The sequence below is a fragment of the Commensalibacter melissae genome, from assembly GCF_009734185.1.
Classification (GTDB): domain Bacteria; phylum Pseudomonadota; class Alphaproteobacteria; order Acetobacterales; family Acetobacteraceae; genus Commensalibacter; species Commensalibacter melissae.
This window is the reverse complement of sequence record NZ_CP046393.1, coordinates 663,575-689,854: the sequence shown is the minus strand read 5'-3', so window position 1 is coordinate 689,854 and position 26,280 is coordinate 663,575. Positions and strand designations below refer to the sequence as shown.

Below are 26,280 nucleotides of genomic sequence, written 5' to 3'. Positions count from 1 at the left end.
CTTATATGTCAATATATTTTACCCATTTAAAAATTTCTGGTTTTAAAAGTTTCGCAAATACGACTTCACTTGATATTTTACCTGGATTAACTGGTATAGTTGGTCCCAATGGATGTGGTAAATCAAATATTGTAGAGGCTATTCGCTGGGTTATGGGGGAAAGTTCCGCCCGTTCCCTGCGGGGTACAGGAATGGATGATGTCATATTTGCAGGAACTGCACGACGTGCAGCCTTTAACATTGGCGAAGTTGCAATAACTCTTGAAAATATTAAAAACCAAACCGAAAACGGGTTTGATGAGGTTATTCCAAACTGTTTTCATAACCAAAATCAAATTGAGATTTCCCGCCAAATTGAACGGGAAGGAGGCAGTCAATATCGCCTTAATGGAAAAATACAACGCGCCAGGGACATTCAAACCCTATTTGCTGATCTTGGATCAGGTCCACGTTCAACAGCAATTATAAGTCAAAATCGCATAGCACAACTTATTTCCGCCTCACCAGAGGAAAGAAGACAGGTTCTAGAAGAAGCTGCAGGGATATCTGGGTTATATAACCGTCGACGAGAGGCAGAGCTGAAATTAAAAGCAACTGAAGAAAATCTAGACAGATTAAATGACCTGAAAGAGCAGCTGACAAATCAAACCCAAACACTTAAAGAACAATCTGTACAAGCCACTAGATACCGTGAGATATCTACAGCTGTACGCGATAAAGAAACCAATTTGCAGATACTTTATTACCAACGAGCGCAAAAACAGCTTCTTGATCTTAAAATGCAAATTTCAATTATTCTAAGTAGAATTAGGGAAAAAGAAAATTGTATTCTGGATTTGCACAACAATCTGAAAGCTATGGAAAAAGAATCTGCTACCCTGCATCAACAGGAAATTCAGACGCGCGTTCATTGTGATCATCAGCGCCAGCAGATTTCTGAACTTGAAAATGAATTAAATCAGAAAACACAAGAAATAAAACAATTGAATGACCGGCTGAGAGAAAACAAAACCCAATTGATAGACATACAGTCTCATCTTGAAAATAATCAATCCGATCAGGAAAATATTCTAATCAAAATCAACACAATTAATGAAAAACTTGACCATCATCCAACAAAAATTCTCCAGATTGAACAGGAGGTTAAAACCCTAAAAGAAAAAAGTGCTATCCTGCTTGATTTAATCCATGAAGATGAAAAAAAACTGTCTGCATCTATAAATAAAAATCATGAGATAACGCAATATTTTAATCAGGTGAATGATGAAAAAACCAAATTTCAATCCGAATATGAACAGCTTTTATCCGAACAAAAAAGTTGTCTTGAAAAACTTCCTTCAGCTGAAAAACTGCAAAAAAAACGAGAGCAACTAAATATTCTCGAAAAAAAACTAGAGGAGATTGAAGCAAACCGACAAATTCTTCAGAAAACCATTCAGTCCAAGGAATTTGAAAAGGAAAAACAAACTTATCATGCCCAACAGTTAGAAAAAAATTATAATGATCTCAATCAGACAATAAGACAAATCAAATCACAAAAAAAGCGATTAAATGATGATTATCAAAATACTATAAATCAAATCACTCAACTGCAAAGTCAGTCTTTAACAACAGAAGAACAACAACAATTTCAGGAAAAGTTAATCAACACACAAATTACTCTTGAAAAAAGTAAAAAAGAAATTGATTTGGCACTCGAGCATCATCAAGCAGCCATAAAAAAACGCCTTGAACAGGAAAATTCTTATAATCAAGCATTACAGATCCATGATCAAAACAAAAAGAATCTTGACATAATTCATACCAACTTACAACAGGCACAGAATTCATTCGAGACTTTAACCAAACAACAGGAATATCTGGCCAAACAGCTAATTGCTCCTGAATATCTTCAGGAAAAACAAACACAATATGAAAATATTAATTTACAATTAAAAAAACAGCATCAATTAATTGAACAAATAGAAAATGACCTAAAGAAAAATACAGAAGCTTTGGAAAAACAGTCTTCCATTGTCCAACAACATGAAAGTGAAATTCGTAATTTAGAAGCAAGACAGCAAGGATTGGCACAAATCCTTAAACAAACATCAGAAGAAAACATCAATACTGAATTACCAGCCGTTCTTGATCCTTTATCAATACCTCAAAAATGGATAAAAACTATAGCTGCAATTTTTGATGACACTATTGATGCACCAACTGGTCTTGATGCATCCCGGGGCTGGGTTACCCTAAGTAATATCAAGACAACATTAACAGGTGCATTGCCAACCCTGTTTGATGTTATTTCCCCGCCACCGCCCTTACAAAGAGCATTTCAGCAAATTGGAATTGTAAATTCAGTTGAAGAAGGGAATAAACTTTTTCCCTATCTTTTACCAGGGCAAATGCTGGCTACTCAACAAGGAGATATCTGGCGCTGGGATGGTTATTACCAAACACATGCCATTCAAAACAAATCTGCACAACGATTGGTTCAAAAACACCTTCTGCAAAATATCGAAGAGGATTTAAAACGTCATTTACAAAAATCACCACAGATAGAAAAGTTGTATGAACAATTAAAAAATACACAAATACAATTTAAAAATAAATTATTGCAAATCAAAAGCGAATATAGGGATATTGAAAAACGGGCACAAATAATTACTCAGGATTTTTACGCTTTGCAAAATGAAGCCAGAATGGCCGAGACTCAATTTAACGCCATTGAACCTGCTGTCCAACAGGCTCAAAACGAACTTAAAACAAAAAAATTATATTTTGAACAAGCACATAAAAAGACTCAGATACCCTTGCCAGATAAAGAGAAAATTTATCAATATTTACTTATAGAACAAGAAAAAGAACGGATTGTTCAGCAAAAAAAAGAGGATTTTAATAGATTTGAACATCAATATTCCTTAGTCAAGGAACAATATCAACAACGCTTGAACCAAAATGCACAAAACAAAATCCAGATTGAATCTCTACAGGAAAAACTTGCACATCTTGAAATAGAGATTGATAGAAATAGGAAAAATTTAAATAATTTGGAAAGACAACTTAATCAAGCAGAAAATCCTAAAGAAATATTTCAATCTGTTCATGTTATTGAAGATACGATCAATACGCTTAGCAAAAAGTTAGATAATGAAAATGAATTTTTTCTAAAAACGGAAACTGAATTAAATCAGGCTCAATTTTCTTATCAATCTCTTAAGGAAATTACTATTCAGCAGCAAAGCCGGCTGGATGCCCTGACTCCACGATGTCATAAACTTGAAAACGATCTAAAAGAAATTTTCGTTCTTTTTCATCAAGCGGAATATAATTTGAATCATCGCATTAATTGTGAAGAAATGGAAAATAAATTAAAAAAACTGAAAGAGGACTATGGAATTAATGAAACAGAAAAAGAAAAAAAACGGCTTGACTATCATTTAATTCTTCAAGAAAAAGATAATCTGGACATTCAAAAAGAATCCCTTGCTCAGCAATTGGACAAATGGCAAGAACATTTCAGGGAAAGACAAAACGAAAAAGAGCAAATTCTAAAAAAAATACTGAATCTTGAAAATCAACTTAAAGATATAGATAAACTACCTGAAATCTTAAAATCCAAACTTAATGAATTTAAAAATGCAGAACGGCAATCTATTGCAAATTATCAAGAATTGCAAAAAAGAAATATAGAATATGATCAAGCAAAAAAAAATGCCGAACAGAATTTACAAAATATAAAGCTGGAAAAAAATAAAATTCAAGAACAACTTATAAAAGCCGAAACCAAAAAAGAACAAGCCGAGATTGTATTTGCTCAACTTGATAGCGACATTACCGACGAAATCAAAAACCTGTCAAACGAGAGAAATGATCATGATCTGGATGATCAGGCAGAAAAAAAATTAAAAAATTCAATTGCATCATTGAAGGCACAGCGGGAAGCACTTGGAGCTGTCAATTTGCGGGCAGACCTCGAATATCAGGAAAAACTGACAGAACTTAACCATCTTGAAAACGAATTCAATGAATTAACCACAGCAATCCAACAGTTACGTGAATCTATCTATAAACTTAATAAACAGGGAAGAAGCAAATTAAACGCTATTTTTAAGGAAGTGGATCATCATTTTCAGGAATTATTTACCCGTATGTTTAATGGCGGACAAGCTTATCTTAAGCTTTTACCTCATGAAGATCCATTACAATCCGGTTTGGAAATTTATGCTCAACCTCCAGGAAAAAATCTTTCAACGCTTTCTTTACTTTCTGGTGGTGAGCAAGCGTTGACAACCTTATCGCTTGTATTTGCTGTCAGCCGATGTAATCCTGTTCCAATTTGTATTCTTGATGAAGTTGATGCCCCTCTAGATGATCCCAATGTTGAACGTTTCTGTAGATTGTTGTCTGACATGTCACATGCAGGGACACGTTTTTTAGTTGTAACCCATCATCAACTTACCATGAGTCACATGCAACGCCTCTATGGTGTCACGATGCAGGAACGCGGCATAAGCCAACTGATTTCAATTGATCTTGAAGATGCTGTTAAAATTCAACAAAATAAACAACATGAACAACTGGAACTTTATTAGTTTGTCAAAATGTAAATTGTACCCTGGACAAAACCAGATTACTTGTGCGTCCAGTTGAATTATAGTAATTGTTTCTAGACCGTGTCGCCATTACATGATTATAATCAAGTGATATCCGCATATGTGACGAGGGATACCAATTCAACCCTGTTGCAAATATATTTTGTTTTCCTCCTTGAACCCCAAGATAATGACCGTTTTCATTCATACGATATTTATAATGATTAAGGTTCATGTTACTCCATCGGATTGACCATTCCAAAGCTCCCCACTCTCCCGCGACAGGATTGAAAAAGCTCCCGACAGGGGGAGTGAAAACAGCTTTACTTTCATCATAGGATCTTGGTTGTCCAAACAGGACATAATTGACGCTAATATACCAGCCAGAAAAATGCAAATTGGGCCTATTGCCTGACTTTTCCGCAACCCGTTGCAAAAACATGGAGTAATATTCAGACTGTATCAGAAAACGATTCAATCTTACCGCAAATTCAGGTCCTATTGCCCATATATTATTTACACCCTGAACAGTTCCTGTTCGCAAATAAGGACGGCCCAACCAAACTTGCCCCTCCTGTCCCGTACTTAATGAATATTTTCGGCTATCACCATGTGTCACAAAAGTTGTTGATAAACCCAAATGCATATCATAATGATTGATAGCTAAAGGTCTTACCGCCGCTCTTACAATACCGCCAAGTTCATTTCTTTGAAAATCCTGATAGGTTCCTCCCAACCTTTGCCCGGTAACTGAAGCGCTAAGATAATACCGTTTATTCCAGTGAGTCATCATCAAGGCAAGACGGGCATCTGATCCTGTTAAATTTCTAACCAGATCAACAATCATTGGACGTTCAACCAGAATAAATCCATTTGAGCTTTCAGTATCCAGCATAGTTATGGGAGGTTGTAACAGACCGATAGCGATAATGGTGTTTTCAAATCCGACATATTTTAAATAGGCCTCATAAATGGAATTATTAACCAATGCTGGGCGCCCTGCATCCGGTGTTATGTTAATGATGAAATCATCATAGCGGATAGCAACATTAAATCGCCCCCTACGCAAAAATGCCTGTGAACCATCCATTCTGGATCCATTGCGTTTATTATCCGGACCTATAATCCCACCAATATCAAACTGTATACTTGCCCCAAGAGAGATACTGAATCGACGATCACTGGAGACCAGAGTTGGACGTCCCTTGGGAAAATTCAAATTGAAATGACCTATTTGATAAGAAATATCCCTATAAATATCAATGTTTCGAATTTTGTCAGCATTCCACATTGTACAATCCTGTTTATGATCCAAACATAGGTAGATGGATTGTTTGTTCCTGGAATTAGGCAACGCAGAAATCAATGAATTAGAAACACGTTCTGTTTGGGCATAGGCAAAAGAAATAGTAGCTTTTAAAACAATAATATTAAATGAACATGACAAAATAGGTCTTATATTCCTATATAAGGCCTCTACACTATTTATTCGATTTTTTTGAATCATGAAGGATCCTACTGTATTAACAGCTTTAAACTGAAGAAAGATTAAACAGAGCAGTTCTGTTTATAAATTTTGTCTCATTTCAGTAATGAATAATCATTCAAATCCTTTTAAATTTGTATATTCTCAAAAACAGCTTAAAGCCTTACCTCTAAAAATCAAGCCCTTGGGAGAATTAAATTTCTAAAAATTAAATTCGATACGAGAAATGAGAATATTACTTTTACGACCAGCACTATTATAATAATTATTTCTTGAACGAGTGGCAAAAACATAATTATATTCAAGCGAAAATCGCATCTGATCAGCTGGATACCAATTGAAACCTGTTGCGATAACGTGCTGTTTTCCACCATGTATATTTTTTGGTTTGCCGTTATCCCAATCGTATCGATGGCTGTTTAAATTCATGGTGCTCCAGCGTGCTGTCCATTCCAGTGCTCCCCAATCCCCTACCACTGGATTAAAAAGCGCATTTTTTGGTGCGGAAAAATAGGCACGTTCGGAAAAATATTGTCTTGGTTGACCGAACAAGACATAATTTGTACTGACATACCATCCAGCAAACTTTAAATTTGATCGGCGTGAATTATTTTCCGAATTTCTTTGCAAATCAATTGAGTAATATTCTGACTGAATAATAAAACGGTTGAATCTAAAGGCGAATTCAGGACCTATTGCCCAAACATTGTTTACCCCGTTAATTTTTCCGGTACGAATATAGGGACGCCCCGGCCAGATAAAGGCCTCTGGCAGTGCATTCATGGAATATCTCCGATTATCTCCATGAAATGCGACCGTTCCACTCACTCCCATATGCAAATCATAATTTTGAGATCCTATTGGATGGATGACAGCACGAATAATTCCCCCTTTTTGATTCTTTTGAAAATCCTGATAAAATTTACCAAAACGCTGTCCGGTAACTGAAGCGCCAATATAATAATTTTTTCCCCAATGAGAGGCTGTAAATCCTATTCTGGCATTCGCACCAGCTATATTTCTTACAAGATCAATGATCATGGGGCGTTCTACCAGGGTAAATCCTGCAGATGTTTCAGATCCCAGCAAAGTGACTGATGGTTGTATCAAACCAATGGATAAATCTGTATGATGAAACCCGGTATAATTAAGATTAATCTCATGAAATGAATCATTAACCAATGCACCACGTCCAACATCAGGTGCAACAATAATTTTAAAGTTATCATAGGTAATTGTTATGATAAATCTTGCACGCCTCAATACAGCCTGTGACCCACCCATATCGGGTTGATTATGTTTTTTATCGGATCCTATGAAACCACCAATATCATATTGAATGGACGTTCCAATTGATAGACTGAAATGATTATCTATTGATTTTAATAAAAATTTACCTTTGGGAAAGCTGATTTTAAAATCACCCATGTCATAAATTATATTTTTATATGGATCCAAATAAGTGATTTGATTTGTTTGGAATAAAGAATCATCATTGGCTTTCGCGGCTGAAACCCAATTCAATAAAAAATATAATGATATTGAATAAATCCCGAATTTTGAAAAAGCCATAGAAGTTTCATAAGATTTTCGCATTTTACAATTTCCATGGATTTTCTTTAATAAAGACCTGTTTAATCTTTGAAAGAATTTTCAATTATTTTTTTCAAATATTAATGTATCCAGTATTGATTATGTATACAATATTTTTGTAATATATTTTTATTTACGTTAAAATATAGTATTATATTTAGAAAAAATAATTTTTCATGTTAAATAAATTTTAAAAATAGCACTTCAAAACCTTAAAAAGTTAGTTGTAAACGTGAAATTATTAGATTGCTATCCTTTTTTCTTAAATGCCATAAATTGTTTCTAGAACGTGATGAAATTATATGATTATAATCAATCATCACCCTGAAATGTGGTGACGGATACCAGTTAAACCCCGTTGCTATGACTTTCTGTTTTCCACCTTGCACTCCTGCTGCATATTTGTTATTTTCATAATCCCTAGCATGACTATTGAGGTTCAGATAACTCCAACGAACTGACCATTCCAAAGCTCCCCAATCCCCAGCGGCAGGATTAAACAGTGAACCTTCTGGTGCTGCAAAAATAGCGCGAGAGGGTAAATAATGACGATGAGCCCCGAAAATCGCGTAATTTAAACTTCCATACCATCCCCAAAAATGAAGATTATCATTATGTCCATATCCCTCATTCTTTCTTGGCATAAAAAATGAATAATATTCCCCTTGAAAAATCAACCTTTTCCATCGTAAGGCAAATTCAGGACCTACAGCCCATATACTGTTGACACCATTGATGGTTCCTGTCTTAAAATCTGCCGCGGATGGGAAAAGACGGGATTCATTATAACTTACAATAGAATATTTTCTATTTTCACCATGAACGGCAAATGTTCCTGTTACGCCCAAATGAAGATCAATATTTCTTGAAGCTATTGGACGACCCGCCAATCTTAAAACGCCTCCCTTCTGCCCCTGTTGAAAATTGGTAAATTTTTTACCAACGCGTTGCCCTGTATAGCCAACACTGATAAGGTATCGCTGCCCCCAATGAATAACATTAAAACCAGCACGAGGTTCCCCTCCGGCAACATTTCTTAACATATCGATAACCATGGGTCGTTCTGCAAGAAAAAATCCCCTGGAAGTTTCAGAATCCAACATTGATAAAGTGGGTTGGAGTAAACCCCCTCCAATTACCAGATTCTTAATACCTGTATATTTCAAATCCGCTCCGAACAGATCATGATGTTCAAGTCCAAAACGTCCAATATCTGGTGTAACCGTTAAGGCGAAATCAGTATATTTTACAACAATAATCGGACGTCCACGACGTAAAGTTCCTTGATAACTTGAAACTTTTGGTCCATTTGCTCGTTTGTTTGGACCTAATAAAGCCCCAATGTCGTAATTAATATAAAGACCAAAAGCGATACTAAGTTTTTTACTCGCTGAATAAAATGTCGGTCTTCCCTTTGGAAAGGCAAGCGTTGAATAACCTACTTGATAATGAAGGTCTTTATATGGATCAACATTTACGACCCTATCCGCATTCCACATTGTGCAACGGATGGATTTTTCATAACAAATATATTCAGCCTGTTGATCATTTTCATCTTTGTCTTTTTTTTCTTCTTTTTCTTTATTTAAAAAAGGAGTTATATTTGATCTCCATCGGTTAGTCTGATAGACATTTGCATAAGAAAATGAAATCGAGATCTTCAAAAAAAGAATACCCATTGTACATGATCGTAAAAACCCTTTTTTACGTCCATATGAGAGGTTACTTTGTACGGCTTCAATATTGTTTACCATTATCAATGACCCCTATATAATTTTATTAGACGAAAATAAGCTCAATACCCATTTATAAGCCACTTAAGATTGAAATATAATTTCACAAATATTTCAATTTTTATTCAAAAATGTTAAAATAAACCAAATTAAGTTTTTAATAATTTTATAATTTAAAATAATTGTCGAATAACAAACGTGAGATGAGATGTCACTTTTCCGAGATTTTTTCTATTTTGAAAGGTTATTACCCTCTAAATATCAAAAAAAATGGTGCCTGATTTCCGTAAAATTACATAAAAAATTACCCAAAACGATCCCATTGTATCTATATATAAACCATAGGGATAACCCAACATTTGAACCTTTAACTTATCTTGTCTCCGGTAGGTTTCTTCCCAACTTTTGGCGTGTATCTCTTGTTTATCTTCCTGAGAAAACGAACTGTTTACGAATCTATCCAATCGCCAAAATTTTTAATTCCGCTTTACAATCAGTTTCATCAGTAAAAATTCGGGCTCTGAGCCGCTTAACAACGGCTTTAATATTAATTATTATAAATCCTTTTACTTTTATAAAAATTTTTTGTTATCCCTTCATTCATCTAAACAAACGTATTCGAATGGGATTATTACAAAATCAACAAATATTTTTTCCTAATTTATCATATAAATATTGGTACAATTTATATGAAAACTGGAATGGTAACGAGATAAAGAAACTATATGAAAGTAATTATATTCATCTATGGCCTGTTTTTTCATTATTTACATATTATGGTAAAACCATGGAAATTGACTGGAACAATTTTTACCAACATCCGAATACTAGAGGAAGAACCACTCCCCAAGCTTTTCAAGCACATTATATCATTCTTAAAAATTCAAACGAAATTTTAGAAGAACACAGTTTGGCTGTTTTTGCCGATCAGGCTGCTCGTCAACATTATCCGGCCGCACTTTACGCTGATTCAGATGAAATCAATAATCTGAATGAACACAGCAACCCTGTATTCAAACAAAATTTTAACTTGTCGATTCTACTGACAGGTTTTCTTACCCAAGATATATGGATTATCAGAAAAGATATATTTGATGATTTCATAAAAGAATTTGATTCTCCAATTCGTTCCATCCATGCCATTAGAATGGCTTTAGCTCTTTATTTATGGAAAAAAAATCATTTTATTTATCATGTCCCTCTGATCTTAAGTCATAGAACTGCAAAAATATCATTACATGATAAAAATGAAACAATTGAAATCATCAAAATTTTCAAAACTGAGCTGAATTGGCAATTTAACGTTAATACCCATATATTTCCCTTTGATATAAATTATATAAATTATCAAGATCCCGTAAGTCTCATCATCCCGACAACCCTCGGTTCCGAAACCATACATCAATGTATTACAAAACTAATAAAAAAAACCTCTTACCCAAGATTAGAAATTATTCTTGTCATCTCGCAAAATAAACCGTTGACAAAACAACAGGAGAAATTTCTCAGTTCATTCCAGTATCATAAACATTTAAAAGTTCTGTTTGTTGAAACGGATCAATTCAATTTTTCGAAAAGTTGCAACGTTGCCATCAGACATTCTAAATACCCTTTTATAGCCCTAATAAACGATGATATTGAACCTCTGGATCAAAACTGGTTATCCTTAATGATGGGTCATATGCAAAATGAAAAAGTAGGTGCTGTTGGTGCAAAACTATTTTATCCTGATAAAAATATTCAGCATGCGGGCGTTATAATGGGTGCCGCTAATTTATGTGAACATGCCGGTCGTTTTCACAAGTCAGATAATTTTTACCTGACGCATGATCATGAGGTCAGTGCCGTGACAGGTGCCTGTATGGTTATTCGTCGTCTGGCTTTTAACGAGGTAAATGGATTTGATGAGACATTTGAAATAGCATATAACGATATTGATTTCTGTTTACGTTTAAGAGAGAAAAAATATCATATCATCCAGTGTCAGAATGCACAATTGATTCATTACGAATCTCTTTCACTCGGAAATCATTACAAGGGTGAACGTGCCGGAAAAGAACGACAGGAAATTCTTTCCCTGAAGAAAAAACATTTAAAAATCATAAATCATGATCCATTTTATAATCCCAATTATTCCCTGCAACGTGGAAGAGATTACCAGCTTGCCTTTCCCCCTCGCATTTCAATTCCATTTGGATTAACTGAAAATAATGTCTGATTACAATCCCCCAAGCATTTTGATAGAGAATGTTTCATTAACCTTCAATAATTGTCAATTGTTCAAAAATCTAAACACTGTTTTTCCAGCCGGAAAATTCAGTATTATTCTTGGTGCGAGTGGTGTGGGTAAAAGTAGTCTTTTAAAAATTATTGCAGGATTGCAACATTGTAAGCTGGGAAGCGTCAAAGCGGATGATAACAAATCTTTATCAAAACGAATCAGTTATATGGGACAACAGGATCTGTTAATGCCTTGGGCAAGAATACTACATAATGTCACCCTAGGCAGTAAACTCCGTGGTGAAAAACCAAATCGGCATAAAGCTTTAGATATCCTTAAACAAGTAGGCTTATCCCATGTTGCAAATGCATATCCATCCGAACTGTCTGGCGGAATGCGTCAACGTATCGCTCTTGCAAGAACACTGTATGAAAATCGCCCCATCGTTTTAATGGATGAACCTTTTTCAGCATTGGATAGTGTAACACGAACCAACATGCAAACCTATACGGCAAAATTGTTGAAAGGTAAAACGGTTATTCTTATCACACATGATCCTTTCGAAGCTTGTCGATTGGGAGAACAAATTCAGATTATGGCAGGAACTCCTGCAAAACTATACGATTCTTTGGTAGTTCCTGGATCTATACCTCATCCGCTGGAAAATCTCGACTTACAAAAGGCCCAAGCCCATTTATTATCTCTTTTGATAGAAAAAACACAATCATGAAAACTCATTTACATGAATCTTTTTTAATAAGTATCCGCATTGTTTCATTAATCGGAAGCTTGATTTTTGTCTGGTGGTTGATCAGTTTTTTCAATTACATCCCCGCTTATCTTTTACCCTCACCTTTAGCGGTCATTCAGGCTCTAAACATTAATCATCAGCTTTTATGGCAAGCCACGCTTACAACAACACAAGAAACCATAATAGGGTTGGTAATTGGATGTTTTTTTGGAATGTTTCTTGCTCTTTTTATGATACTTGTTCCTTTTCTCCGTCACTGGTTAATGCCCATCATCATTATCAGTCAATCAATTCCCACCTTTGCTCTAGCCCCTTTACTCGTATTATGGTTTGGTTTCGGAATAAGTTCAAAGGTTGTAATGACCGTTATAATGATTTTTTTTCCCGTAACCTCATCATTTTTTGATGGCCTAAACAGAACACCTCAAGGATATCTTGATTTAAGCAAAACCATGAATACCTCTGCCTTACGACAACTTTTATTTATACGTATTCCTGCTGCTTTACCCGCTTTTTCGTCAGGCTTGAAAATCGCGGCAGCTATCGCTCCCATCGGTGCGGTCATTGGAGAATGGGTCGGAGCGTCTTCCGGTTTGGGATATTTAATGCAAAACGCCAACAACCGTTTTCAAACAGATTTGATGTTTGCCGCCCTTTTGATATTATCATTCATGACAATGAGTTTGTGGGGAATCGTTACATTAACAACAAAAACCTTAATTTCCTGGTCAAATGAATAAAATTAATTATATTAGCATCTGACCTTCAGAACAAACTTCCTTAAAGGAACGAATTACGACACTTTCAAATAGACCTGCTTTTGCATAAGGATCACTGATGGCAAATCCCTCAGCAGCCGCACGATCTTCCACATTCAGAATAATAAGTGAGCCACAACTTTTTCCCTCATTATCCAATAAGGGGCCAGCAATTTTTATTTGTTTTTCATAAGTCTTAAGATACGCCAGATGTTGAGAGCGAACAGCCATTCTCATTTCTAGAGACGAAGGTTTGTCATTACACATTATTACAAATAACATTTGTTCTCCCATCACTACTTTACAAATCATAAATAAAAAAACATATTATGACCAAGAATGGATAAGCTTGCCAGTTTTTTAAATATAAAATATCCTCTTATTTTCCATAAACCCTGATTATTTTTCAATGACTGATTCAAGAACTCTATCAAAACCAAGAAGTAATCGATTTTTTTCAATCAATCGATTGGCAAATCCGAAAATTTTTTTTCAGTTTACGACAAAACTGCAGCCCTGGATCAACGGGTTTGCTTTGCTTTTCATCGTCATTGGAATAATATGGGGCCTTTTTATCTCCCCAGCAGATTGGCAGCAAGGGGATAGCGTAAGAATTATGTATATTCATGTTCCCATGGCCATGCTTGCCAGTGCCGGTTATATTTTACTTGCTTTTTGCGGTTTTTCATCCCTAGTCTGGAAACATCCCTTAGCCGATCTAGCGGCCAAAGAAATTGGACCTGTTGGAGCTATTGTAACTGCCCTATGTTTAATAACGGGGTCCATTTGGGGAAAACCCATGTGGGGCACTTGGTGGGTTTGGGATGCACGATTAACATCAGTTCTGATATTGTTTTTTCTCTATTTAGGACATATCACTTTATGTCATGCCTTTGATGAACCTCAAAAGGGTTATAAGGCAGCTTCCATTCTTGCCCTTGCAGGCGTTTTTGATCTCCCTATAATCAAATTCAGTGTTCAATGGTGGAACACATTACATCAGCCAAATACATTCAGCTTAACCCATGCCTCTTCAATCACTCTTTCCATTGCTACCCCATTGATTTTCTGTTCGCTAGGTTTTTCCCTTGGATTTATAGGTATACTATTTACACGAATTCGAACCGCCATTCTTGAAAACCAGATCCATCGCCTACTTATCAATTCACAATCTTTGTCAATGCAATGATCATGTCGCATCTCCCCTACTTGATTTCCGCTTATGGAATTACCCTGTTAACTGTTTTGGCTTTATGGCTTACCACTTATAGACGGTTTCACCAGGCAAAAAATAAACTGGACATTATGAAAAAACTTAATCATGAAACGTAAAACTCAACGTCTATGGATAATCCTAACTTGCATGATGGGCTTCGCGATTGCAATCACATTGATTTTATCAGCTTTTTCAAGTAATTTGGTCTATTTCAAAGTTCCTTCCCAACTCATAAACCAATCTATATCTAATTCTACCACAATACGATTGGGAGGAATGGTTGTAGCCAACTCCCTTCATCATCAGAATGACCATCACACACCAATCGCTATATTTGATATTACAGATGGAAAAGCTGCCATTCATGTAAAATATAGAGGCATTTTACCTGATCTATTTCGAGAGGGACAAAGCGTTATTGCCATTGGTTACTTAAATCCTCAAGGAATATTCATCGCCACTGAAGTATTGGCCAAACATGATGAAACTTACATGCCTAAAGAAATCGCCGACGCTTTGCGCAAAAATGGCAAGTGGGATCCGCGTTTTGGTCCACCACCCGATCCAGACAGCTGGAACCACATGATAAAACCCCAATAAGCAATGGAATGACAAATGTTTTCAATTCTTCTAAGTCCCGAACTTGGTCATTTTGCATTGGCACTTGCCTGCTGTTTGGCGGGGGCTCAATTTGTTCTGCCATTACTAGGAAACAAAAAATATAATTTTCATTTAATGAATCTAGCGTCCCCCCTGGCATGGGGACAGTTTTTCACTCTGTTGATAACATTTATTTGTTTGGTTACAGCAGCATTGAATAATGACTTTTCTGTGCAAAATATCTTACAGAATAGTGCAAGTGACAAACCCATTCTTTATAAAGTAACAGGCATATGGGGAAATCACGAAGGTTCAATTCTCTTGTGGGCATTTATACTTTCCTTTTTCGGGGTTCTTTTTTCAAGTTTCAGTCATCATCTTCCATTTTCATTGAGAATAAAAATCATAGCCATTCTTGGCGGATGCGCAGCTGGTTTTGAACTTTTTTGCCTGATTACATCAAATCCTTTCCTGCGAATCTGGCCTGCCCCGATGGAAGGTCAAGGAATGAACCCGCTACTTCAGGACCCGGGATTGGCGTTTCATCCCCCAATTCTTTATACTGGCTATGTAGGTTTTTCAATTCCATTCGCCTTTGCTGTTGCCGCATTGATGGAAAAACGAGTTGATGCAGCCTGGGGACGATGGATTAGACCCTGGGTTATTACTGCATGGATTTTTCTTACCGCTGGTATAGCAATTGGATCATGGTGGTCCTACTATGTTCTTGGATGGGGAGGCTACTGGTTTTGGGATCCTGTCGAAAATGCCGCATTAATTCCATGGTTGACGGGAACCGCCTTATTACACTCAGCCTTGATCGTTGAAAAACGTGAAGCCCTGAAAGCATGGACGATTTTTCTTTCCATTATAACTTTTTCTCTTGCATTATGTGGAACTTTTCTGGTTCGTTCTGGCATATTAAATTCCGTACACGCATTTGCATCAGATCCAACTCGTGGAATTTTCATTCTTGTATTACTAACAATTATTTGTGGAGGTGCTTTGGTTCTGTTTGCGTGGCAGGCTCCACTTCTTTTATTCACGGCATTATTTGCGCCCCTATCTCGAGAAGGCTCAATCATTCTCAACAATATATTATTCTGCTCCCTGGCTGCCATTATTTTGGTAGGCACCCTCTACCCTCCTGTTTTACAAATGATTGATGGAGAAACTATTTCCGTTGGAAAACCCTTTTTTGACAAAACCTTTATCCCTCCGGCCCTCATTGCAATTTTTTTTATGGCCTTTGCACCTTGGTTGGCATTTAAAAAAGCAAAAATAAAAAATTTGCTTCGTCCTTTATCCATTATGGGAATTATTACGATCATTATCGTCATCGTAAGTTTTATTTATTTACATCGTTTCTTACCAGCGATTGCGACAGGGGTTTCATTCTGGGTAATCATGGGTGCCCTCGCAGATTTCAGCGGTAAATTATCTTTATTTCATACCTCTTTCAAAAATAATATCAGCCGGATGAAAAATTTACCTAGATCCTTTTATGCTGCCTATATAGCTCATATTGGCGTTGCTGTTACCTTATTGGGGATTGTGGGAATGGCCTATAGTCAACAAAAAATTGTTGAGGTACCTATTGGGACAACTCTGCATCTGGCGGGTTATGAATGGACCCTGGAATCTGTACAGAAAAGAAATGGACCCAACTATCAATCCGAGGAAGCGGTTCTTAAAATCAGTAGACATAATAAAACAATATGCTGGATGTTTCCTGCCCGACATTTTTTTCCTCGCCAGCAACAGGTCATAACAGATGTAGCCATTCATACCAATTTTATCGCTGATTTGTACGCTGTTCTTGGAGATAACAGGAACAATCATGACAAAGCTAGCGTCTATGTCCTGAGATTACATTTCAACCCCTTGGCACCCTGGATCTGGATCGGTGGTTTCATTATGATATTAGGAGGTATCATCACCCTTATTGATCTTTGCGCCAATAAGAACAATAAAAAATTTTCTATGCAAAATATGGAACAATCATCATGAAATCCATTACCCGACGACGATTGATATGGGGATTACCACTGGGTGCAACCGTTCTTGCAGGTGGAGGGTTTGCCACGATGCTATCCAGTTTAAAAAAAGGAAAATTCGATCCACATAAAATAGAACTTCCCAATTTGAACAAACCTATTCCGGATTTCAAACTCAAGCCAATATTATCCTACAAAAATTTTGACAGTCTATTGTTAAAGCAACAGCACAAACCCGTATTAATCAATTTTTTTGCTTCATGGTGTCTACCCTGTATCAGTGAGATGCCAATTTTGAATCAGCTTTCCACCAGGCTTTCCATATGGGGCATAGCTTATAAAGACAAAAATAATACGATAGACCAGTTTCTAAACCGTCATGAAAATCCATATCAATATCTAGGACAGGATGATGAGGGGATGATTGGGATCAATTGGGGAATTTCAGGTGTGCCTGAAAGTTTTCTTATTATCCCGGGGGGAATTATACGTTGGCATTATGCCAAACCTTTGGATAAAACTGCTGTTTCATCCCTGCTTTCGCTTGTAGGGACTTGATCAATGCGATTAGTTATCATTCTTGTCCTGATAATCATTAACTTTTTTTCTATTCCCACCTATGGTCTCGACAGCCCTGATGAAATATTGCCAAACCAACGGCAGGAAAAAAAAGCCGAAGAAATTGGTTCGCAATTACGCTGTCTTGTTTGCCAGAATGAATCCATAGAAGACAGTAATGCCGAACTGGCAAGGGATCTAAGAAAAGTCGTTCGCCAACATGTTCAGGCTGGTGAAACCGATGATCAAATCATCCAATGGATGGTTGACCGTTACGGCAATTTCGTGCGGTTAAGTCCTCCCTTTAATCTTGCAACCGCGTTATTGTGGTTTATGCCTTTACTTGCCCTTTTGACAGGGTGTCTAATAGCTCTCATAAATTTCAGGAAAAAAGAGTTGAAGCCATCTCCCTTAAATAAAGATGAAGAAAAACGTCTTGAAAAATTGATGAAAGAACCTTGATCCATGTTATGGATAATGATGATTTTAATCAGTCTTATCAGTTTGATACCCTGTTTTATAAGTCTGTACCGAAAAAAATATCCTTCAATAGCGAATAATCCTTCAATAGCTTTTTACCAGTTACAACTTAAAGAACTGGAAAGTGAATTGCGGCAGGAATTGATTTTACCAGAAGAATATCATCAGGCAAAACTTGAAATTCAACGCAGGCTTTTAAATTCGGACGATCAAAGTGAAAAAAATAATTTCATATCTTGTGATCCGGCAACCAATGGTCATTTTTTTATTCTGTGCGGCTTGATTTGCATTCCCCTGACCGCTATAGGTCTCTATTTGCTTAATGGTGTACCTGCCTTACCTTCTCAACCCTTACGGACAAGAATAGCTGAACAGCAAAAACAGAATAAAGATCTCGCACCTTATGTAAAACAATTGAAAGAAAAAATTGTCACGCTTGCTTATAATGATCCGAAACGGATAGAAGGTTACCTCTTACTGGGTCGGATTGAAGCTGAACAAGGTCAATTAGACAATGCTATTCAAGCCTGGAAAACAGCCCTTGACCAACGTTTTGACCCTTACCTGGCCGCGCAAATTGCCGAACTGATAATTCAAAAAAATGGTCATATGACCGAAGAATCATTCACTCTTTTTCAACAGGCCTTACAACGCGCATCTTCAGATGCACCGTGGCGAAATATAGCTGAACAGAGAGTCATGGAATATCAGAAAAACAATCCTTAATTCTGTTTGGATTGATAATCCCTGAAAACATTATATAAAAAAACAATATTTGTCGCGGTAAGATGTAAAACATATTCCGCCATATAAATTGATGGCGATGAAGATTGAGACGAACTGCCGTGACCACCAAAATGATTTCGCAATTCTGGCACCCCTGTTTTGAGAGTCATGATATAATTGTCGATTGTCTTTTCCATCCCAACAGGAAACAATCCATTTTTGTGTATAATTTTTATAAGGTCACTGGCCCGGTTGTTTGGATCATATTCTCATTCACATTCATTGCAAATCGATTTCAACAATGATTCAAAAGCACGATTACATGCGACAATACAATCCTTGATATATTGATTCCGGTAATGTTTATGTGCGTTATTATATTCTTCATTAACCTTTTCAAAAGCCTGATTATGGATAATCTCTAATGCAGGTTTAACGATTTCCTTATGAACATATTGATGATCAATACGGATTATTTCACCATTTTCATACTGATACTCTACGCCCGCATAAAGAAAACGTTTATTCAATTCCTCAATCAACTCAATTAAAATTTTATCGTTTTTAAACTCATAATAGGGATTAACTTTTGAAAAACTTGCTGTCCTTATATTAATTACACATTCAATTAAATCTAAAACATGTTCATAATTATCATTACTGATAATATAAGATTCGAATCGATCAATAAAATTCAATGAATTAGAAAAATCTAAAAATTTTTTCCTTCATTCCCTTGATAAAATATTATAAATAGAAATCCAAAAAAATTACTGTCTTCTAAATATCAATTATATTCGGTTTCTAATAAATCCTTTAAAATGAAAAAAATCTATGTTTTTAATTCTTCAGAAAAACAGTCATAAACATAGACATCATTTTTGATAGCTTTTTCAGCTTTTATACGATTTGAATAAAGATTCATGATTACCATTTTTAAAAACTTCTTTTTATGGAATTAAAATATTTTTTACATTGTATTCAATGAAAAAACGGTTTGACATTTCTTTTCTGGCGGAGGGTTGGGCTGACAGGAGATAAGATAGATGCCAAATACAAAAATTGTATTACTGATGCTGTTCAATAATAATGTTTCCTGAAAACGCTGATCCGCAACGATTCCTAGATAGATTGAATAGATTGCAAATGGAATCGAGATAATTCTTATGCCTGCCAGCATCATACGAAAAGGATTGAGAAATCCTATCCGAATAATGGATTGCATACGATAAATGGATAGATAAAATAACACGCCAAGACACCATGCCATTACATTAAAAAGCACAGAAAAAACACTCATTTCAAAATAAAGAACAAGTAGAATCAGGGAACCGGCTGAAAAAACCAGCGATCCGAGCTGTAAACTCATTCCAATTTTCAATGCTGACCATTTTTCTGGCAGACGGTCAGCAATTGGTTGAAAAAAACGATCCAGTAACCATAGATCAAGAGCGAGAATTCGATCAGAAATGGGGGGTTTATTATTTGAAAACATGAAACTTTTATCCAGCAACTTTTAAAAAAGTTATAGCATTATATCAAGCTTAATCAAACAATATACATTTCCAAAAAATTATATTTTAACCTTCACAAAAAGAACCCGCTTTAATTAAAAAGCGGGTTAAAGGATATCAAGAAACAAACATACAAAATTAGGGTTGGATCGCGTTTTGCCTATGTTCTTTCAACATAATCAAAATCCGTTGAATACATCGACCACAGTCGGGTTTTGAACCACAAGATTTATAGATTTTGCTTGGACAGTCTGCACCATCCTTAATAGCATTTCCTATATCCTTGTCGGTTAATGCACGACATGAACAAATATACATCGCCAAGGCCCCATCACAACTAGGTTGTTAATAATGATTATAATAACCATTCTTAATAACTGTGTCTACAATTTTTTTATTACGTATATAAACTTTTTTTGATTATGGATTTATTTCTTTTTTTATTTACAAAAAAAACATATAATTAACGAAATAATCACAAAGATTATTTAAATAAAATGCAAGTAATTTAAACATACAGCAACTAGGATTTCATTAATGATCAAAGATAAAAAAGTAATTGAATATTTGAATATTCAACTTACAAATGAATTAACAGCCATCAATCAATATTATCTTCACTACAAAACCCTGTGTCATTGGGGGGTCACCATTCTTGGCAAAAAAGAATACCAGGAATCCATTGAGGAAATGAAACATGCAGATTCGCTGATTGAACGTATTCTCATGCTTGACGGATTGCCCAATATGCAAAGACTAAACACCGTACAGATTGGTCAGTCAGTTGAAGAGATCCTCCATGCTGATCGCCAGATGGAGATGAAGGCTTGCAAAGATTTACGCGAGGCAGTTTCCTATTGTGAACAGATACAAGATTACGTGACTCGTCATATTTTTGTTTCAATTTTGGATTCTGAAGAAAAACATATTGACTTCATTGACAAACAATTTGATCTGATCAAACAAATTTCTATAGGTCGATACATCACTTTAAATTCCGATCACGCAACGGAACAAGAATCATAATTCAAATTTTATTCAATATGGATATCTTATTAAAGTAAGATGTTACTATCTTACTTTTTAAGAAAATTACGAATTATCCTTTTTCATACAAATCAAGTTAATATATCCAATCTTACAATAGATTGTCTTTGACAGATCCTCTGTAATTAAGCAAGATTAGCTTTTACAAATTAAACAACCCTGTTTTAAATATTTTATATAGACAAGACCCGAACAGGAAATCAAAGACATGAGATCAATCCTACCCCCTTTGACACTAAGCTTGACTTTGCTTGCAACCACCCCTTTTAGCGGGTTTCTTCATCCTGCCTATTCTGTTCCCACCAATCATATTTCATCAAAAAATATATCTTCTTCAAAACAGCAGGTAATTCGCGCCACTTTGAAAAATGGATTACGGGTGATTATCATTAAAAATAATTTGGCCCCTGTTGTTACGGCGCAAGTCAACTATCTTGCCGGCTCCAACCAAACGCCAAAGGGATTCCCGGGAACTGCACACGCATTGGAACATATGATGTTTCGTGGAAGCAAAGGTCTAGACAAGGATCAGCTGGCAATTATCGGGGCACAATTGGGCGGAAGCTATAATGCCTTTACCACAGAACACGTCACACAGTATTATTACACAGCTCCTGCCGAAGATTTAGATGTTATCCTGAAAATTGAAGCTTTACGAATGAATGGATTAAGCTTAAATGCCGCGGATTGGGACAAGGAACGTGGAGCGATTGAACAAGAAGTTTCAAGGGATTTGTCCAATCCAATTTATAAATATGTTTCTGAATTACAAAAGATTTTATTCAAGGACACCCCATATGAACATGATGCTTTGGGGACCCGTCCATCTTTTGATAAAACAACCGTACAGGATTTGCGTGAATTCTATGAAACATACTACACACCCAATAATGCAATTCTTGTTATCTCAGGCGATATTGATCCTCAAAAAACCCTGGCAACTGTCAAACAAAATTTTTCCTCCCTACCTCGCAAAAATCTGCCCAAACAAACCTCTTTCAAATTAAGGCCAATAAAAGCCAAAACATTACATTTTCCAACGGATCTCCCAGCTGGACTTATAACAATGGCATGGCGTATGCCTGGGGAAAAATCCAGTGATTATGCCGCCGCGACCATTCTGAGTGACGTTATTTCAAGCCAGCGGGAAAAGTTATATGGTTTAGTGCCACAAGGAAAGGCCCTGTCAGCTGATTTTGAATATATTCCCAAAGGCAATACGGGCTTTGGCGTGGCTATTGCAGCATTTCCAAAAAACAGGAATCATCAATCCCTTTTGAACGAGGTTCAGACAATCCTTAGATATTTTCATGAAAATGGTGTTCCGGCCGAACTTGTCGAAGCGGCAAAACGCAAGGAGATTGCATCCCTCAAATTCTCTGCCAACAGTATCACGGGATTGGCCAGCAGCTGGTCAAATGCCTTGGCTTTTCAGGAATTAAATAGTCCTGATGATATGATTGCCGCTCTTAATGCAGTCACTCCAGAAAAAGTTAACCAATTAGCAAAAAGGATTTTAAAACCGGAAGAAGCGATCACGGCGATTCTCACACCTGAGGATTCCGGAAATCCTCTATCGAAAAAAGGTTATGGAGGTGCTGAATCTTTTACCTCAATTCCTGATAGACCTGTCCCCTTGCCTGAATGGGCTGATAAGGCACTGAAAAAACTTAATATACCCAAGGCATCCCCTTTACCTACAGATATAACCCTGAAAAATGGTATTCGTTTGATTGTTCAGCCAATCAATGTCAGTGATACCATAAGTGTATTCGGTGCCATTCGACAGAACTCAAGTATGCAAGAGGAAAAAGATAAGGAAGGTATTTCAGACATTACAGATGAGATGTTCAAGTATGGGACCAAGACTTATGATCGTCTGGCTTTTCGCAAACAGATTGATGACATCGCTGCCGATATCAATACAGGAAGCGACTTTTCGTTATCTGTTCTTACGCCCTATTTTGACCGTGGTATGCAGTTATTGGCTGATAGCGAGTTAAATCCGTCTTTCAAACAAGAAAACCTAGATATCGTCAAATCACAAACAACGCAGTCTCTAAAAGGATTATACCAGTCCCCAGGTTATCATTTTGACAGATCCATTGCAAAAGCGGTTAATCCCATTAATGACCCAAGTTTACGTCAGCCAGTCCCTGAAAAAGTTATGAAATTAACCTTAAATGATTTGGAAAATTTCTATCAGCAATCCTTTCGTCCAGACCTTACAACAATTGTTGTGGCAGGCAACATAACGCCTGAAAAAGCGCAGGCAACCGTTGAAAAATATTTCGGGTCATGGAAGGCGAAAGGTGTCAGGCCCAATCTTGATTTGCCTCAACGTCCAAATAGCAAGACCTCCTACATTCATGTTCCCGATAAAAGCGCAGTGCAAAGCAGCGTCGCATTGGTTGAATCCATTCCGATGAACGTTTACCATCCGGATCATTATGCCCTGAACCTTGGCAATGAAATATTAAGTGGCGGATTTGCAGGACGGTTTTACAAAGACTTGCGGGTTAAGACAGGATATGTCTATAACGTAAACAGCTCTTTTGACTGGTCCCGCACACGTGCGGGATATAACATCAGTTTTGGTGCGGATCCTGACAAGGTTGATCTCGCCCGCAAGGCAGCCCTGAAAGACTTGCAGGCCATGCAGACGCAACCCGTCAGCGAACATGAACTGCAACTGGCCAAGGCGTCATTGCTGAGGAGCATCCCATTGCAACGTTCCAGCATTGACAAACTCGCGTCACAATATTTGACCTTCAGCGAATTGGGATTGCCCCTGGACACACCACAAAGATCAGCTCAAATCTATTATCGGATGAGTGCCGGCGATATTCGGAAAGCCTTTAAAACATGGATCAGAATTGATGACCTCGCCCAGATTACCAAAGGGCCAATTAACCAGAAATAAAATTATATATTGTTGCTATTTTAAAACAAAAATTATAATCTTTATTCATCATCTTATAAAAATTAAGTTTTGGGGATTTATATGTCAAAAAATATTTTAATTACATTTGCCGGTCGCCAAGACAGGATGGAAAATTTAAATCAATATATACGATATGCACTAAACAATAATTTATTAGATGAATGGCATATATGGGATTTTACCCGTAATAAAACTGATAAAGAATATATCAGAAACAGTTATGGGCCAATAGCATATATGCAAGATAATGCCGGTTACCAATTTTATAAAGATTTACCCAAGAATTCTAAACTTACCATTCCTTTAAGAATATCAAATGATTTTCATATTGCATTTATAGAAAAAAACCAGGATAAATTTACAGAGGTTGTCATAGGTGGATGGGGTAATTCTGGTTCAGAAATAAGAAGAATTGATTCCAAATATTTATATGACAATAATAGAGACGATACAGAGAAAATTTTTAAAATAGAATTTTTCACTCTCCTAAACGCTTACTGTGATAATATCCTCACGATCAGCAGAGGAAGTGATAACGACATAAATATTTCAATTAACGGATATGAATTTCCAACATTCAACCTCCTTAATAGAGACGATATACCAAAACTATACTTGCAAGGCGGATTTGGTGCATGGCTGGAGTTCTGTTATGTCAATGACAAAATAAAACAATTCATAGGCAACCCGAACGAATCTTATCCCTATTATCATGCCTATCGATATTATGCATCAAGAATTGACCTTTTCAAAGATGATGTTTTCTTGAAATGTGATGATGATATAGTTTATATTGAACTTGAAAAACTGAAGGAATTCATTGATTTTAGACGAAGAAATGATGAATATTTCCTGTTATCAGCAAACGTTGTCAACAACGGCGTATGTGCCTATTTTCAAAAAGAGAATTTATCCATCCCTGATGAGGTAGGTGAATTTGAACTTCCACCTAACGGTTTTAAGGGTAGTTTATGGGAAAATGGAGAAAAAGCTGAAAAGCTGCACTCTTATTTCATTAAAAATCGTGGAAAGCCCCTACCTTTAACATCAAAAATTGTAGAATGGGACAAAAGGTTATCAATTAATTTTATATCTTGGAAAGGAAGAGATTTACGCTTTATGATGTTGCCTTTTCAATGCGATGATGAACAAATTTTAACAAGCAATACACCACAATATTTAAATCGTAAAACAGCTTTATTTTCCGATTTTACTGTCTCTCATTTAAGTTTTTATTCACAAGAATCTCATATGAATACAGAATTACTTATCAATGAATATGTAAAATTGAGAAAAGAAAAATATAATATTTAAATATCAGTAATTTCCGGTTTTGACCTGAAAAAATTCAGCAATCCTTTCGTCCAGACCTTACAACAATTGTTGTGGCAGGCAACATAACGCCTGAAAAAGCGCAGGCAACCGTTGAAAAATATTTCGGGTCATGGAAGGCGAAAGGTGTCAGGCCCAATCTTGATTTGCCTCAACGTCCAAATAGCAAGACCTCCTACATTCATGTTCCCGATAAAAGCGCAGTGCAAAGCAGCGTCGCATTGGTTGAATCCATTCCGATGAACGTTTACCATCCGGATCATTATGCCCTGAACCTTGGCAATGAAATATTAAGTGGCGGATTTGCAGGACGGTTTTACAAAGACTTGCGGGTTAAGACAGGATATGTCTATAACGTAAACAGCTCTTTTGACTGGTCCCGCACACGTGCGGGATATAACATCAGTTTTGGTGCGGATCCTGACAAGGTTGATCTCGCCCGCAAGGCAGCCCTGAAAGACTTGCAGGCCATGCAGACGCAACCCGTCAGCGAACATGAACTGCAACTGGCCAAGGCGTCATTGCTGAGGAGCATCCCATTGCAACGTTCCAGCATTGACAAACTCGCGTCACAATATTTGACCTTCAGCGAATTGGGATTGCCCCTGGACACACCACAAAGATCAGCTCAAATCTATTATCGGATGAGTGCCGGCGATATTCGGAAAGCCTTTAAAACATGGATCAGAATTGATGACCTCGCTCAGATTACCAAAGATGCGGCTAATCTAAAACAATAAACAA

The 26,280-nt window shown here is 36.5% G+C and carries 21 protein-coding genes and 1 pseudogene; 15 read left to right on the top strand and 7 right to left on the bottom strand.

Annotation, left to right across the window (positions count from 1 at the left end; all coding sequences use genetic code 11):
• The first annotated feature begins 5 nt into the window (after nt 1–5).
• Nucleotides 6–4,580: an AAA family ATPase gene (locus GN303_RS03080; protein WP_110438776.1), complete on the top strand. Its 4,575-nt coding sequence runs from the start codon at nt 6–8 to the stop codon at nt 4,578–4,580.
• 4 nt (nt 4,581–4,584) lie between these two features.
• Here the strand turns inward: GN303_RS03080 and GN303_RS03075 are convergent, their stop codons facing one another.
• From GN303_RS03075 to GN303_RS03065, 3 genes are all read right to left on the bottom strand, one after another.
• Nucleotides 4,585–6,087, bottom strand: a complete 1,503-nt coding sequence (locus GN303_RS03075) for an OprO/OprP family phosphate-selective porin (RefSeq protein ID WP_110438775.1) — start codon at nt 6,085–6,087, stop codon at nt 4,585–4,587.
• Nucleotides 6,088–6,267: 180 nt separating this feature from the next.
• Nucleotides 6,268–7,662, bottom strand: a complete 1,395-nt coding sequence (locus tag GN303_RS03070; RefSeq protein WP_110438774.1) for an OprO/OprP family phosphate-selective porin — start codon at nt 7,660–7,662, stop codon at nt 6,268–6,270.
• A 209-nt stretch (nt 7,663–7,871) separates the two neighbouring features.
• A complete protein-coding gene (locus GN303_RS03065) occupies nt 7,872–9,413 on the bottom strand; it encodes an OprO/OprP family phosphate-selective porin (protein ID WP_110438773.1) in 1,542 nt (513 codons plus the stop codon).
• Between the two features lie 187 nt (nt 9,414–9,600).
• Here GN303_RS03065 and GN303_RS03060 point away from each other — a divergent pair, with 187 nt between their 5' ends.
• From GN303_RS03060 to GN303_RS03050, 3 genes are read left to right on the top strand one after another with little or no spacing between them, the layout of a single operon-like run.
• Nucleotides 9,601–11,610 carry a glycosyltransferase gene (locus GN303_RS03060; RefSeq protein WP_110438772.1) on the top strand — a complete coding sequence of 670 codons (2,010 nt, stop codon included), beginning with the start codon at nt 9,601–9,603 and terminating at the stop codon, nt 11,608–11,610.
• Nucleotides 11,603–12,343 carry an ABC transporter ATP-binding protein gene (locus GN303_RS03055; protein ID WP_110438771.1) on the top strand — a complete coding sequence of 247 codons (741 nt, stop codon included), beginning with the start codon at nt 11,603–11,605 and terminating at the stop codon, nt 12,341–12,343. The genes GN303_RS03060 and GN303_RS03055 overlap by 8 nt, the downstream gene beginning before the upstream one ends.
• Complete coding sequence (locus GN303_RS03050; RefSeq protein ID WP_110438770.1) at nt 12,340–13,104, top strand: ABC transporter permease; 765 nt, start codon at nt 12,340–12,342, stop codon at nt 13,102–13,104. The genes GN303_RS03055 and GN303_RS03050 overlap by 4 nt, the downstream gene beginning before the upstream one ends.
• Before the next feature lie 6 nt (nt 13,105–13,110).
• On the opposite strand, the gene GN303_RS03045 is transcribed toward GN303_RS03050, so the two are convergent.
• Nucleotides 13,111–13,404: a YciI family protein gene (locus GN303_RS03045; protein WP_110438769.1), complete on the bottom strand. Its 294-nt coding sequence runs from the start codon at nt 13,402–13,404 to the stop codon at nt 13,111–13,113.
• A gap of 127 nt (nt 13,405–13,531) precedes the next feature.
• Here GN303_RS03045 and GN303_RS03040 point away from each other — a divergent pair, with 127 nt between their 5' ends.
• Genes GN303_RS03040 through ccmI form a run of 7 tightly spaced genes read left to right on the top strand, consistent with a single transcriptional unit; the run spans nt 13,532 to nt 18,699 of the window.
• Entirely contained in the window at nt 13,532–14,311 is a 780-nt protein-coding gene (locus tag GN303_RS03040) for a heme ABC transporter permease (protein WP_110438768.1), read from the top strand.
• Between the two features lie 2 nt (nt 14,312–14,313).
• Complete coding sequence (locus GN303_RS03035) at nt 14,314–14,454, top strand: heme exporter protein CcmD (protein ID WP_158523870.1); 141 nt, start codon at nt 14,314–14,316, stop codon at nt 14,452–14,454.
• A complete protein-coding gene (ccmE, locus tag GN303_RS03030) occupies nt 14,444–14,938 on the top strand; it encodes a cytochrome c maturation protein CcmE (protein ID WP_110438766.1) in 495 nt (164 codons plus the stop codon). The genes GN303_RS03035 and ccmE overlap by 11 nt, the downstream gene beginning before the upstream one ends.
• 15 nt (nt 14,939–14,953) lie before the next feature.
• Entirely contained in the window at nt 14,954–16,948 is a 1,995-nt protein-coding gene (locus GN303_RS03025) for a heme lyase CcmF/NrfE family subunit (RefSeq protein WP_110438765.1), read from the top strand.
• Nucleotides 16,945–17,493, top strand: a complete 549-nt coding sequence (locus GN303_RS03020; RefSeq protein ID WP_110438764.1) for a redoxin family protein — start codon at nt 16,945–16,947, stop codon at nt 17,491–17,493. The genes GN303_RS03025 and GN303_RS03020 overlap by 4 nt, the downstream gene beginning before the upstream one ends.
• Nucleotides 17,494–17,496: 3 nt before the next feature.
• Entirely contained in the window at nt 17,497–17,955 is a 459-nt protein-coding gene (locus GN303_RS03015) for a cytochrome c-type biogenesis protein (protein ID WP_110438763.1), read from the top strand.
• 15 nt (nt 17,956–17,970) lie between these two features.
• The gene (gene ccmI, locus GN303_RS03010; protein WP_158523869.1) at nt 17,971–18,699 is read left to right on the top strand and encodes a c-type cytochrome biogenesis protein CcmI; all 729 of its coding nucleotides are present in this window, start codon (nt 17,971–17,973) and stop codon (nt 18,697–18,699) included.
• Here the strand turns inward: ccmI and GN303_RS08925 are convergent.
• From GN303_RS08925 to GN303_RS02990, 3 genes and pseudogenes are all read right to left on the bottom strand, one after another.
• Nucleotides 18,696–19,397, bottom strand: a pseudogene (locus GN303_RS08925) (STM4504/CBY_0614 family protein). The gene ccmI and the pseudogene GN303_RS08925 overlap by 4 nt on opposite strands.
• A 272-nt stretch (nt 19,398–19,669) precedes the next feature.
• On the bottom strand, nt 19,670–20,194 hold the full coding sequence (locus GN303_RS02995; RefSeq protein WP_110438759.1) for a hypothetical protein: 525 nt from the start codon (nt 20,192–20,194) through the stop codon (nt 19,670–19,672).
• 157 nt (nt 20,195–20,351) lie between these two features.
• A complete protein-coding gene (locus GN303_RS02990; protein WP_110438758.1) occupies nt 20,352–20,531 on the bottom strand; it encodes a (2Fe-2S)-binding protein in 180 nt (59 codons plus the stop codon).
• A 219-nt stretch (nt 20,532–20,750) separates the two neighbouring features.
• Here GN303_RS02990 and bfr point away from each other — a divergent pair, with 219 nt between their 5' ends.
• The 4 genes from bfr to GN303_RS02970 all read left to right on the top strand — a co-directional run bounded on the left by bfr (nt 20,751) and on the right by GN303_RS02970 (nt 26,276).
• Nucleotides 20,751–21,239, top strand: coding sequence for a bacterioferritin (gene bfr / locus GN303_RS02985; RefSeq protein WP_110438757.1), 489 nt, complete (start codon nt 20,751–20,753; stop codon nt 21,237–21,239).
• Nucleotides 21,240–21,468: 229 nt separating this feature from the next.
• On the top strand, nt 21,469–24,183 hold the full coding sequence (locus GN303_RS02980; protein WP_110438756.1) for a M16 family metallopeptidase: 2,715 nt from the start codon (nt 21,469–21,471) through the stop codon (nt 24,181–24,183).
• 81 nt (nt 24,184–24,264) lie between these two features.
• Nucleotides 24,265–25,518, top strand: a complete 1,254-nt coding sequence (locus GN303_RS02975) for a DUF6250 domain-containing protein (RefSeq protein ID WP_110438755.1) — start codon at nt 24,265–24,267, stop codon at nt 25,516–25,518.
• A 71-nt stretch (nt 25,519–25,589) separates the two neighbouring features.
• Nucleotides 25,590–26,276, top strand: coding sequence for a M16 family metallopeptidase (locus GN303_RS02970; RefSeq protein ID WP_231504062.1), 687 nt, complete (start codon nt 25,590–25,592; stop codon nt 26,274–26,276).
• Nucleotides 26,277–26,280 lie beyond the last annotated feature (4 nt).